This is a genomic window from Clostridium sp. LXY-7 (assembly GCF_056172015.1).
This window is the reverse complement of sequence record NZ_JBLLJL010000001.1, coordinates 203,326-216,612: the sequence shown is the minus strand read 5'-3', so window position 1 is coordinate 216,612 and position 13,287 is coordinate 203,326. Positions and strand designations below refer to the sequence as shown.

The following is a 13,287-nucleotide window of genomic DNA, read 5'->3' as shown; positions in this document are numbered from 1 at the left end:
CCTCTATTATCATGTAATTAAATAAGTTAGTGTAGTAAATAATTTTTTATAGAAATTTTTTAATTATTGTTTTACACTACTGAATTTTAAAGGGGGATATGAAAATGGAAACTTCTACTAATTCTAAAGAAAAAAGACCTAGCTTTGGAGCCGCACTATTTATAATTCTTTTTTTATGTGTTGCTATGTGTCTTCAAATTTTTGTATTTAAACAGGCTTATGCTACGCATATCACACTTATCATAGTAACTTCTGTTGCTGCCATTGTAGCTTTGTTATCTGGCTTTACTTGGCAGGATATTGAGGATGGTATTGTATATGGTTGTAATATTGCCTTAGTTCCTATGCTTATACTTATGTTAGTTGGAGTACTTATTTCTACATGGATTGCCGCTGGTACTATACCAACTCTAATTTACTATGGATTAAAATTAATATCACCAACTTTCTTTCTTTTTACTGCTGCTTTAGTTTGCTCAATTGCTTCTGTATCTACTGGTAGTAGCTATACAACTGGAGCTACCTTTGGTGTTGCCTTTATGGGAATAGGTATGGGGCTTAATATTCCACCTGCATTAACAGCAGGAGCTGTAATTTCTGGTTCTATTTTCGGAGATAAAATGTCTCCTTTATCTGATTCAACAAATTTAGCCGCAGGAGTTGCAGAAGCCAATCTCTTTGATCATGTAAAATCTATGTGTTATACCACTGGACCTGCCTTTATAATATCTCTAGGTCTATATGCAATTATAGGTCTAAAATTCAAGAGTGGTGCTATAGATACTTCTCAAATAGATATTATACTTAATGGTTTAAAGGATAATTTTAATTTAAATCCTTTGATGCTAATTCCACCAGTTATAGTAGTAATTCTAGCCCTTAAAAAAGTTTCTGGACTTGCTGTAATGGTTATAGCTTCTATGGTAGGACTATTTTTCGCAGTAGTTTTTCAAGGTTTTAATTTTGGAGACATGCTTGGATTCATGAATGATGGATTCGTTTCTGCTACTGGTGTTACAGAAATAGATAGTCTTCTCAGTAGAGGAGGACTTCAAAGTATGATGTGGACAATTTCTCTAGGGTTTATTGGTATAAGTTTTGGAGGATTATTAGAAAAAACTAAAATCCTTGATGTGCTTTTAGAAAAAATGTCTTCTTTAGTTAATACTCAAGGTGGACTTATCACAACTCATGTAATTTCATCTATTGCAGTTAATTTATTCTCTGCAAGTCAATATATAGCTATTATAATTCCTGGAAGGATGCTTATACCTGCTTATAAAAAATTAAGAATTCTTCCTCAAGTTTGTTCAAGGACCTGTGAAGATTCTGCAACAGTGACTTCCCCATTAGTTCCTTGGGGATTATGTGGTGTATATTTCTCAGGAGTGTTAGGTGTTGCAACCCTTGAATACATTCCTTATGTATTTTTAGCATTACTTTGTCCTTTGATTACTATTTTATTTGCTTTTACTAATAAGTTTGTATTTAAAGAAGGAGATATTAAATCTTCAAGTTCTTATGAAAATAAATCTGTATAATTGTTAAGGAGATACCTATGAAAAAAACTATGATAGACTATATAAATGAAGAGAATGTTATTGATCTTTTAACTACCCTTGTAAATATACCTAGTCCTTACTTCCATGAGGAAAAAATCATGGATACAGTTCATCTATGGTTAAATAATCGTGGATTAGATCCTAAGTTTCACTATTATAGTGAAAAGAAAGTAACTAACTTTCATGGAGTAAATGTTATAGGGACTTTAAAAGGGAAAAAACCTGGGCCTAAAATCTATTTAAATGGTCATATAGATACTGTAAATCAGTGTGAGGGATGGGTCACGCCTCCTTTCACCGCTGAGATTCATAGCAATAAACTCTATGGTATTGGTGCCCTTGATATGAAATCTGGAGTTTCAGCTATAATGCTTGCCTTAGAAGCCTTTAAAAATCTTAATGGCGATTTTAATGGAGAAATTATATATTCTATTGTTTCTGATGAAGAAGGACCCTATGGACTTGGTACAGATGCTGTGATAAAGGATGGTATTGTAGATAATGTAGATGTAGCTATAGTAACTGAGCCTAGTAGTGGCTTTTGCAAAAAACCTTTCCCTTGTGTTTGTTTAGGTGCTAGAGGTGGTTTTAATTACACTGTAACCCTAAAAGGAAAATCTTCTCATGCAGCTAACCCTGAAAAAGGCATTAATGCTGCTGTAGATTGTGCAAAAGTAATTATTGAATTAGAAAAATCTACTCTTATAGAAGATAAAAACTTAGGTAAAGGTTCTATATGCATACTTAATATTAATAGTAAAGATGAAGCTTGTAGTGTTCCAGATACTGCATCCTTTACAGTATTTCGTCATGTAGTAAGAGGAGAGGATTCAGATTATGTAAAAAACGAACTTTTTCAGGCTGTAAGAAGAGCTAATATATCCTCTTCAATTGAATTCTCTTTTAGAGAATCTCCTAGTGAGGATACCAAAGGTTTTCTTCCTTATACTGTGGATAAAAATAATGAATACGTTGATAAATTTATAAAAACTGTTGAAAAGGTGTCTAATAAACAATGTACTGTGGATTATTTTAAAAGTATAGGCGATTTTAATTATATCGGTTCTAGATTAAATGTTCCTACAATAATATTCGGACCAAATGGTGATAATTATCATACTTGCAATGAATATGTTGAAATAGATACAGTAGTGGAAACAGCTCTGTGCATTTATAACTATCTATGTAATCTATTATGTAATTAACCTTAAATCTCCTCTTTAGTTTTCAAAGAGGAGATTTAAACTTTATGTTGTTTTAATTATTTCTTAAATAAATTGTGAAGTAATTTATTTAAATACCGTTAACCATAGGTTACACTTTGCTTAAAACACATCATAAATTTAAACTATATTAATGAGTTTATATGTTACAATGTAAATATATGATTTGTAATACTTAATTATATAGTATAGGTTATATATAATAAAAATTCGAGGTTATTAATATGGTAGATTTAATTTTATATAATGGAAATATCTTAACCTTTCCTGTGGGTAAAATTCTTCATTGGATTGGGATTAAAAATAGGATAATAACTCACTTGGGGTTTAACCAAGATTATTTAAATATAGTGGATGATTCAACAGAGCTTATTGATTTAAAAGGCAAAACTGTACTTCCAGGCTTTTATGATAGCCATGTGCATTTAGTCCAAACTGGATTAAATTCCATTAGCTTAGATTTAAGTAATGCCAAATCTTTGGATGAAATACTCTCCTTGATTAAGAATTATTGTTTGAATATTCCAAAGGGTACCCTAGTTAGAGCTACAGGGATAGATGATACAAAATTATTAGAAAAACGACTCCCCAATAGATATGAAATTGATACAGTTTCTCCTGATCATCCAGTTTCTATAAACAGAGTTGAATATCATACTAGTATTATCAATTCTCTCGCACTTCTTAAATTTAATATTCCTTTAAATATTGAGGGGGTATTAAAAAATGATGCTGGTGTGCCTACAGGCATATTGACTTATACTGCTAATGCTCTTTTTAGAAAACAAATGCTGGAGAGTATAAGCAATAAAACTCGACTTTCAGCTGTTGATGATATTTTAAAAACTGCTATTTCTAAAGGTGTTACTACTATTAATGCCATGGAGGGCGGATATACCTTCCATGATAAGGATGCAGAATTTATTTATAATACAAAAGATGATTATCCTATTGATATAGTTTTATTTTATCAAACTGTAAATGTAGACAAAGTTATAGAAAAAGACTTAAAAAGAATTGGCGGAAGTATTTTCTTAGATGGATCTTTCGGCTCTAGAACTGCTGCCTTAGCCCATCCTTATAACGATGATAGTACAAAATCTGGAGTACTTTATTATACACAAGAAGAATTAAATTCCTTTGTATTAAAATGCTATGCAAATAATATTCAACTTGGAACTCATGCCATTGGTGAACTTGCAATAGAACAGATAATTACAGCTCATGAATTTGCTAATAGTATTTACCCTAATAAAAATCTTCGCCATCGCATAGAACATTTTGAGCTTCCATCTTTAGAACATGTGAAAAGAGCTAAAAAATTAGGACTAATCGCATCAGTTCAACCCACCTATGAATATTTATGGGGTGGTCAAGATAAAATGTATGCTAAAAGACTAGGTATAGATAGGACTTATAAAACAAATCCATATAAAACTATGCTAGATTATAATCTTATGGTATGTGGAGGTTCTGACAGTGATGTAACTCCAATCAATCCACTATTAGGTGTTCATTCTGCTACAAATCATCCAAATTCTAAACAAAGCATTAGTATATTAGATGCTATTAAACTCTTTACAATAAATAGTGCCTATGCAGTATTTGAAGAAAAAATAAAAGGTTCCATAGATGTAGGTAAACTTGCAGACTTAGTTGTACTAGATAAAAATCCCCTTACAGTTAATCCTGAAGAAATAAAGGATATAAAAATTGTAGCCACTATTAAAGAAGGACATATTCTCTATGAAAATTTTCTTAGATAAAACCTTTGTTCAGTTAGCAGGTGATAAATTTTGAGTAACGTTCACATATACCTTTTAGGAGAAGTAGATATTGAAGTTAATGGAGTCTCTGTTATAAATAAATTAAGTAACAAAGCCATAGGTCTACTTTGCTTTCTATGTACTAATAAGGGAAAAAAATTCACTAGAGATAAGCTCTCTACTTACTTTTGGAATGATACTAGTATTGAAAATGCAAGATATAATCTTAGATACAGCTTATGGAATCTAAGAAAAGTATTTAATACCAAGGATATGGATTTTTTTATTAGCTCTAAAGATAGCTGTACTATAAATCATAATTTTGATTATTCCGTGGATGTCTTACATTTTGATTACCTAATGAAAGAGTTTTCTAAGGTAGAGAATCCTCTCTTAACCTTAGAAAAATGTAAGAACCTCTATAAAGGTGAATTCCTTCAAGAATTCTATTTGAAAAATTGTCCTGATTTTAATGATTGGATTTTTTTCGAAAGAGCAAAATATCAAAAAAGTTATAGCCAACTGCTATTTACACTTTCTAACATGTATTCCAAAAATAATATGCATGAACAATCTATTTCTATGTTAGAAGAATTACTAAAAATTAATCCCTATAAGGAAGATATATATCTAGCTTTAATGAAAGAATATTTAAATGCTGGTAATATTCTTGCTTCACTAAGGGAATATGAAAAATGTGAATACATACTTAGAGAGGAATTGAATATACGTCCAAGTGAAGGTCTGACAAAATTTTATAAAGAAACTATTTTAAAACATAATATATTAAACTCTAAGGAGTCTAAGAAGTCTTTAACTATAAAATTACCCTCTGAGAATTCTGTAACCAACTCTTTTCATAGAAATGATATTGTTATAAATTGTTATCCTATTGATAAAATAAAATACTTTTGTATCTCTTGTATTATAGATAAGATTATTGATATATATTCTCCTGAATCTTTGAAGTCCTTAGAAAACTTTATCTTAATGGACTTATTAAGAATTCAAGGTAAAATACTATTAATTAATAAGGATTTACGGATTCACGATAATTTAACTCCTCATGGCGAAGAAAATAGAATTTATTTTTCTCTAGAAAGATTATTTCTGCATGTTGAAGATATTTTTCCTGTTAATGTATTTATAAATGACATAGCAAATATTGACACTATATCCTATAATTTACTAAAATTGTTTATCTTTAAAAACCCAAACAGTAAAATACATATTTTTATAGATGGAGATAAACTTTCTCCTTAGTATAATAACTGTATTTTTTAATTTATCATTCCATATAAATCTATAAAGAATTGTACTTTAGATGTATTTATAAACATCTACATATTATTCTATGATATTATATTTATTGATAAAAAGTACTTTAACTTTTTAACACCCTAGTTTTTTTTATGTGAGGTAGTTTTTTAGATAGAGCTACTTTATCCCCAATATAGTTTGTTTATCCCAGCTTACTATATTGGGTAAAAGAAATAAATAGTAATTTTAATTATAGTTACTATTTACTTCTTTAAACATGCCCTTAAAATATTATTAATAAAAAATGTAGCTCTATTTTTAGAGCTACATTTTTATTTTGTTTTTATATCTTATAAAGTTTTTTAAGATGCATCTTCAAATTGACTGTTATAAAGCGAAGCATAGAATCCATTTGCTGCTAACAATTCTTCATGACTTCCTTGTTCCACAATATCTCCATCCTTCATTACTAATATTAAATCAGCATCTCTAATTGTTGATAATCTATGAGCAATAATGAAACTTGTTCTTCCCCTCATAAGGTTTGCCATAGCCTTTTGTATAAGCACTTCTGTACGAGTATCAACAGAACTTGTAGCTTCATCGAGAATAAGTATCTTAGGATCAGCTAAAATAGCACGAGCTATAGTTAGTAACTGCTTTTGCCCCTGTGATACATTATTTGCTTCTTCATTTAATTCCATATTATATCCATCTGGTAAGGTCTTAACAAAATGATTAACATGTGCGGCCTTTGCTGCCTCAATTACCTCTTCATCCGTTGAATCTAATTTACCATATCTTATATTTTCCATTATTGAACCATTAAATAACCATGTATCCTGTAGTACCATACCAAACATACTTCTTAAATCTTTACGATTAAAGTCTTGTATATTCTGTCCATCTATTAGTATTTCTCCACTATTTATATCATAAAAACGCATAAGTAATTTTACCATGGTGGTTTTACCTGCTCCAGTTGGTCCAACAATAGCTACCTTTTGACCTGGTTTTACATTTGCAGTAAAGTCATTTATGATAATCTTATCTGGGTTATATCCAAAATGAACATTGTTAAAAGAAACTTGTCCTTGAATACCTTCTATGCTAGCTGGTTTCTGTGCATATTGCACCTCTTCCTCTTCTTCTAAAAATTCAAATACTCTCTCTGCTGCCGCTGCTGTTGATTGCATTAAATTAGCAACCTGAGCTGTTTGAGCAATTGGCTGAGTAAAGCTTCTTACATATTGAATAAATGAAAGAATATCCCCAACCTCTATAGTTTTTCTAATAGCGAGCCATCCTCCAAGAATAGATACCATTACATATCCTAAGTTTCCTATAAATGTCATTATTGGCATCATCATTCCAGATAAAAACTGTGATTTCCATGCTGAACTGTATAATTTATCATTTAACTCATTGAATTCTTTTATTGCATTTTCTTCACCATTGAATGCCTTTACTATATTATGTCCGCCATATATTTCTTCTACTTGGCCATTTACATTTCCTAAATATTCTTGTTGTGATCTAAAATGCTTCTGCGACTTCTTAACCACTAAAGATATAAATATAGCCGACAAAGGTAATATCAATAATGCCACTAAAGTCATTACCCAACTTATTGAGAACATCATTATTAGTACTCCTATTAAAGTAGTAATAGAAGTAATAACTTGTGTCATACTTTGATTTAAATTTTGACTTACAGTATCTACATCGTTTGTAACTCTAGATAACACTTCTCCATGAGTTTTGCTATCAAAATATTTAAGTGGCATACGATTGATTTTTTCAGAAATCTCTTTTCTGAGATTATATGAAACCTTTTGAGAAACTCCTGACATTACAAACCCTTGTATAAATGAAAATAGTGCACTAACTACATATAAACAAAGTAATATTGATAATATTCTTCCTATATAAGTAAAATCTATTCCCGCTCCTGCTACCCCTGTAACCTTGCCTACAAGTCCTGCAAAAATTTCATTAGTAGCCTTACCTAAAATTTTAGGTCCAACTATGGAGAATGACGCACTTCCTATTGCAAAAATAATTACTAATATTATTGATATACTAAATGGTTTCAAATATCCAATAAGATTTTTCATGGTACCTTTAAAATCTTTTGCTTTTTCTCCACCACCCATAGATCCCATAGGACCTCTGCCAAAACCTCTCTTTTCATTATTTTTAACTTTACTCATGAGCTAGCTCCTCCTTTGAAAGTTGTGACAGTGCTATTTGATTATAAACTTCACAATTTTTCAGAAGCTCATCATGTGTCCCAATCCCCACAATTTTGCCCTCATCTAGCACTACAATTTGTTCTGCATGTAATATAGTACTTATTCTTTGAGCAACTATTAATACAGTACTATCACTAGTTCCAGCTTTTAGAGCTTTACGTAATGCAACATCTGTCTTAAAGTCTAGTGCTGAGAAACTATCATCAAATATATATATTTCCGGATTCTTAGCTATAGCTCTAGCAATTGAAAGCCTTTGTTTTTGACCTCCAGATACATTAGTACCTCCCTGAGATATTTCTGTGTCAAACCCTTCAGGTTTTGAATTTATAAATTCACTAGCTTGAGCAATTTCTGATGCTTTATTTAAATCCGTTTCAGTTATGTTTTTCCCACCATACTTTAAGTTGCTCTCAATGGTTCCTGAAAATAAAACTCCTTTTTGAGGAACATAACCAATTTTATCTCTTAGTTCATGCTGATTTACCTTTCGTACATCTACTCCACCAATTAATATCTGCCCATCTGTTACATCGTAAAATCTTGGAATTAAATTAATCAATGTAGACTTACCACTGCCCGTACTTCCTATAAATGCAGTAGTTTCTCCAGGTTTAGCTGTAAAGCTTATATTGCTTAATACATCTTCTTCTGCATTTGGATATCTAAATGCAACATTTTTAAATTCAACAATTCCTTTTTTATTATTATCAAAGCTTTTGATCTCTTTAGGATTTTCTATTACAAAATCAGTAGTTAATACCTCATCAATACGTTGAGCTGAAACAGACGCACGAGGAAGCATAATTGATACCATGGATATCATTAGAAATGACATTATTATTTGCATAGTATACTGTATAAATGCCATCATATCTCCAACTTGCATAGTGCCCGCATCCACTGCATGTGAACCACTCCATACAATTAATACTGTAACGCAGTTCATTATTAACATCATCGCTGGCATCATAATAGCCATAGTACGGTTAACAAAAAGATTAGTCTTTGTTAAATCTGTATTTGCTTTATCAAATCTTTTCTCCTCATGCTTTTCAGTACTAAAAGCACGTATTACGAGCATTCCAGTAAGAATCTCACGAGTTACAAGATTAACTTTATCTATAAGTTTTTGCACTGCCTTAAACTTAGGAATGGCAATTGCAAATAAAACTATTACTAAGGATAAAATTGCCATAACCGCTACTGCAATAATCCATGCCATTGAAGTATCCGTATTAATAACCTTTATAACTCCACCTATACCTAATATTGGAGCATAGAATACTATTCTCAAAAGCATAACCATAAGCATTTGTATTTGTTGAATATCATTAGTGCTTCTAGTTATAAGAGATGCTGTAGAGAACTTATCTAATTCTGTATTAGAAAAAGATACAACCTTTTTAAATATCTTCCCTCTAAGGTCCCTTCCAAGTTTAGCTGCCACCCTTGCTCCAATATATCCTACTGTTACTGTTGCAGCCATACTAATTAATGCAATAAGCACCATTATTCCACCTGATGATAATATATAATTACTTTGAAGCTTCTCTATATCCATTCCTATAGCCTTATACTCATTCTGTATATATATAACTGCTGATTGAGTTATCATGCTACTAGGCATTTCTTCAAATTTTTCATTCATCTGTTTTTTTATTTCTTCAAATTGCTCCTTAGGAATCATTTCAATAAGTGTTCTTGTGTCCGTATCTTTTGGAATACTCATTCCTTGCGGAAGCTGACTACTAATCTGTTTTTCTCCTTCACTTTCAAAACCAGATAGCATAAGAATTGACTTACCTAGTATTGTATTTAATTTTTCTATTTCATCTTTATCTTTTATACTAAGTTTATATAATTCTTGATTCTTTAGCTCTGGATATTTTGCTACATACTTATCATATTCATTTTTATCTATTAATATATAGCTATTATCAATTTCCTCCTTATCTTCATCATTTATAAATAATTTAATCTTTTCTAATTCACTTTTTCTGATTACTTCAGGTACAGCATTCTCTACTCCACCTTGCTGAATTCCAACATTTACTATGTTAGATGTATAATCAGGTAGTGAAAGATCACAAACTGCCTGTACTATTAGAAGTCCAATTATTAATATAATTGGTACTATAGAATTCTTTAAATGTTTGATCAACTTAAACATGTACAACTATTCTCCTTTCAAAATTAATCCTCATATTTTACTTTGTTATAACTTCATATTAATTATAATTTCATAACTATTATAAGTCAATAACTTTTTATTTGTATATTCTCTCATTTTAGTTTATAATAAAATTAGAAACATAAATTTTAAATTTATGTTTCTAATTTAACAAAAAATTATTATTATCTTTATAGGAGAGATTTTAAATGGATACTATTAATTTAGCTAAAATATCTGATGATTTATTTAAATTATTATTCAAATTACATAGCAAGACCTTTAGTCAGAATGAAATTCTTAAAGGCCTTCCAATGCCACCTTCTCACGTTAAGGTAATTTTTTATCTTTCACATATTGGTCCATCAGCTATTTCTCAAATAGCACATAATCTAGGCATATCAAAATCTAATATGACACCAATTATCGATAAATTAATAGCTGAAGATTTGGTTAATAGATATGAGGACCCTAATGATAGAAGAATTCTCAGAATTGAGCTAACTCCAAAAGCTCGTAAGCTATTTATAGCTGAAAAGCAAAAAATTAAAGGCAAATTACAAGAAAAAATATCTATCCTTTCTGAAGAGGATTTAAATACATTAGCTGAATCTATAACTATATTAATTAACATAATGGAAAAGCTAGATTAAATATTATTCTCATACGTTAAAAGTCACAGCTTAGAAAACTTCAAAGCTGTGACTTTTCTTATCCCCTTATATTTCCTTATACTTTACATATTAAAATAATGCTGCAAATGCCAATGCTCCACATATACCACCTAAAATTGGTGCTACCACTGGAATCCAAGCATATCCCCAACCTGAATCTCTTTTCCCTGGTATTGGTAATATTGCATGAACTATTCTTGGTCCAAGATCTCTAACTGGATTAATAGCATAACCAGTCGTTCCTCCTAAAGATATACCTATTACTAGAATTACTAATCCTACTACTATTGGAGCTAATCCATCTACCATTTGGGTATTTCCGATTCCTTGAAGTGCAAATACTAAAACAAAAGTTCCTATGAATTCAGATATAAAGTTACCAGTTGTATTTCTAATAGCTGGCATTGTACAGAAAACTCCTAGTTTAGAATCTGCATCATCAGTTTCTTTCCAGTGAGGAAGATACTGTAGATAAACTAAAATTGCTCCAAGCATAGCACCAACAAGTTGAGCTATAATATAAAGTGGCACATCTGCCCAAGCAAACTTGCCTATAGCTGCAACCCCTAATGTAACTGCTGGATTAAAGTGAGCTCCACTTACACCACCAAAAATGAATACTGGAATAGCAACTGCTAGTGCCCATCCAACTGTAATAACAATCCATCCAGAGTTGTTATTTTTAGTTTTTTTCAAAACAACACCAGCAACAACTCCATCTCCTAAAAGAATTAGAAACATTGTACCTAATAATTCCGCCATAAAAGTTGACATTTAATACTCCCCCCAAATATATAAATTATATAATTATTTAGCCCATCCTAAAGATCTCTTAACAGCTTCATGCCATCCTTCTAATAGTTCTTGCCTCTTCTCTTCTTCCATATTAGGTATAAACTTTCTTGACACTGCCCAATTTTTAGCTATATCATCTTTATCTTTCCAATATCCTACAGCTAGTCCTGCAAGATAAGCTGCACCTAATGCAGTAGTTTCTATAACTTCTGGTCTGTGAACCTCAACATCTAAAATATCTGATTGGAATTGCATTAAGAAGTTATTAGCACATGCTCCACCATCTACTTTTAAGGCTTCAAGTTTAATTCCAGAGTCCTCCTCCATGGCTTTTAGTACATCATAAGTTTGATATGCTAAAGATTCCAATGCTGCTCTTATTAAATGTTCTTTTTTAGCGCCTCTTGTTAATCCTACAATAGCTCCTCTTGCATATTGGTCCCAATGAGGAGCTCCCAATCCTACAAATGCAGGTACTAGATAAACACCATTTGTGTCTTCAACAGCATTTGCATACTCTTCAGAATCTGCTGCATCTTTAATAAGTCTTAATTCATCTCTTAACCACTGAATTGTAGCTCCAGCTATAAATATACTTCCTTCTAGTGCATACTCAACTTTTCCATCTGCTCCCCAAGCTATTGTAGTTAATAATCCATTTTTTGACTCAACAGCTTTCTCCCCAGTATTCATTAGCATAAAGCATCCTGTTCCATAAGTGTTTTTAGCTGTTCCTGGTGTATGACATACTTGTCCAAATAATGCTGCTTGTTGATCTCCAGCTGCTCCCCCAATAGCAATTTCTCCCCCTAATAATGTTGGGTCTGTATATCCATAAATACAGCTTGATGGTTTAGGCTCTGGCAACATTGATGCAGGTATGTTTATTCTCTCTAGTATTTCTTTATCCCACTGTAATTCATGAATGTTAAATAGCATAGTTCTAGAAGCATTTGAGTAATCTGTTACATGAACCTTACCACCTGTTAATTTCCAAATCAGCCAAGTATCTATATTTCCAAACAACAGGTTGCCTTTTTCTGCTTCTTCTCTTGCTCCTTCAACATTATCCAGAATCCATTTTATCTTTGTTCCAGAGAAGTATGCATCGACTATAAGACCTGTCTTTTCTCTTACAGCTTTATCAAACCCCTCAGCCTTTAATTCATCACAGAACTCCGAGGTTCTTCTACATTGCCATACTATAGCGTTGTAAACTGGTTCCCCTGTATTTTTGTTCCAAACTACTGTAGTCTCTCTTTGATTGGTAATACCTATAGCAGCTATATCTGCCGCTACAGCTCCAATCATTTGCATAGCTTCTGACGCCACACTTATTTGAGTTGCCCAAATTTCCATTGGATCATGCTCAACCCACCCAGCCTTAGGGTAAATTTGAGTAAATTCCTTTTGTGCCACACTTTTAATTAGTCCCTTTTCGTTAAATAAAATGCATCTTGAGCTAGTAGTACCTTGATCTAAAGCCATAACATATTTTGCCATAATAAAACCCTCCATTTTCCCTTAATATAAAATTTATTTAAATTTATAAGTTTACATCTAATTAATTTATTAAATA

9 protein-coding genes are annotated in these 13,287 nt (G+C 31.3%); 5 read left to right on the top strand and 4 right to left on the bottom strand.

Annotated features, from left to right (window positions below):
- Positions 1-104 precede the first annotated feature (104 nt).
- The 4 genes from nhaC (at position 105) to ACI48Q_RS01105 (ending at position 5,814) form a co-directional block, all read left to right on the top strand.
- Positions 105-1,541: a Na+/H+ antiporter NhaC gene (gene nhaC / locus ACI48Q_RS01120; RefSeq protein WP_474917203.1), complete on the top strand. Its 1,437-nt coding sequence runs from the start codon at positions 105-107 to the stop codon at positions 1,539-1,541.
- Positions 1,542-1,558: 17 nt separating this feature from the next.
- Positions 1,559-2,767: a M20 family metallopeptidase gene (locus ACI48Q_RS01115; RefSeq protein WP_474917202.1), complete on the top strand. Its 1,209-nt coding sequence runs from the start codon at positions 1,559-1,561 to the stop codon at positions 2,765-2,767.
- Positions 2,768-3,009: 242 nt separating this feature from the next.
- A complete protein-coding gene (locus ACI48Q_RS01110; RefSeq protein ID WP_474917201.1) occupies positions 3,010-4,551 on the top strand; it encodes an amidohydrolase in 1,542 nt (513 codons plus the stop codon).
- A gap of 30 nt (positions 4,552-4,581) precedes the next feature.
- Positions 4,582-5,814, top strand: coding sequence for an AfsR/SARP family transcriptional regulator (locus ACI48Q_RS01105; RefSeq protein WP_474917200.1), 1,233 nt, complete (start codon positions 4,582-4,584; stop codon positions 5,812-5,814).
- Between the two features lie 359 nt (positions 5,815-6,173).
- Here ACI48Q_RS01105 and ACI48Q_RS01100 read toward each other — a convergent pair whose 3' ends face one another.
- Both ACI48Q_RS01100 and ACI48Q_RS01095 read right to left on the bottom strand, forming a co-directional pair.
- Positions 6,174-8,024 (bottom strand): ABC transporter ATP-binding protein, encoded by a 1,851-nt coding sequence (locus ACI48Q_RS01100; protein WP_474917199.1) that lies wholly within the window; start codon positions 8,022-8,024, stop codon positions 6,174-6,176.
- Positions 8,017-10,239 (bottom strand): ABC transporter ATP-binding protein, encoded by a 2,223-nt coding sequence (locus ACI48Q_RS01095; protein ID WP_474917198.1) that lies wholly within the window; start codon positions 10,237-10,239, stop codon positions 8,017-8,019. Before ACI48Q_RS01095 ends, ACI48Q_RS01100 begins: the two co-directional genes overlap by 8 nt.
- A gap of 209 nt (positions 10,240-10,448) precedes the next feature.
- On the opposite strand from ACI48Q_RS01095, the gene ACI48Q_RS01090 reads away from it, so the two are divergent.
- A complete protein-coding gene (locus ACI48Q_RS01090; protein WP_474917197.1) occupies positions 10,449-10,892 on the top strand; it encodes a MarR family winged helix-turn-helix transcriptional regulator in 444 nt (147 codons plus the stop codon).
- Positions 10,893-10,982: 90 nt separating this feature from the next.
- Here the strand turns inward: ACI48Q_RS01090 and ACI48Q_RS01085 are convergent, their stop codons facing one another.
- Both ACI48Q_RS01085 and glpK read right to left on the bottom strand, forming a co-directional pair.
- Complete coding sequence (locus ACI48Q_RS01085) at positions 10,983-11,687, bottom strand: MIP/aquaporin family protein (protein ID WP_474917196.1); 705 nt, start codon at positions 11,685-11,687, stop codon at positions 10,983-10,985.
- Positions 11,688-11,720: 33 nt separating this feature from the next.
- Complete coding sequence (glpK, locus tag ACI48Q_RS01080) at positions 11,721-13,211, bottom strand: glycerol kinase GlpK (RefSeq protein WP_474917195.1); 1,491 nt, start codon at positions 13,209-13,211, stop codon at positions 11,721-11,723.
- Positions 13,212-13,287 lie beyond the last annotated feature (76 nt).

Excerpts from the sequence above, each read along its gene's own strand:
- nhaC (WP_474917203.1), top strand. The coding sequence starts at position 105 with ATGGAAACTTCTACTAATTCTAAAGAAAAAAGACCTAGCTTTGGAGCC.
- ACI48Q_RS01115 (WP_474917202.1), top strand. The coding sequence starts at position 1,559 with ATGAAAAAAACTATGATAGACTATATAAATGAAGAGAATGTTATTGAT.
- ACI48Q_RS01110 (WP_474917201.1), top strand. The coding sequence starts at position 3,010 with ATGGTAGATTTAATTTTATATAATGGAAATATCTTAACCTTTCCTGTG.
- ACI48Q_RS01100 (WP_474917199.1), bottom strand. The coding sequence starts at position 8,024 with ATGAGTAAAGTTAAAAATAATGAAAAGAGAGGTTTTGGCAGAGGTCCT.
- ACI48Q_RS01095 (WP_474917198.1), bottom strand. The coding sequence starts at position 10,239 with ATGTTTAAGTTGATCAAACATTTAAAGAATTCTATAGTACCAATTATA.
- ACI48Q_RS01090 (WP_474917197.1), top strand. The coding sequence starts at position 10,449 with ATGGATACTATTAATTTAGCTAAAATATCTGATGATTTATTTAAATTA.
- ACI48Q_RS01085 (WP_474917196.1), bottom strand. The coding sequence starts at position 11,687 with ATGTCAACTTTTATGGCGGAATTATTAGGTACAATGTTTCTAATTCTT.
- glpK (WP_474917195.1), bottom strand. The coding sequence starts at position 13,211 with ATGGCAAAATATGTTATGGCTTTAGATCAAGGTACTACTAGCTCAAGA.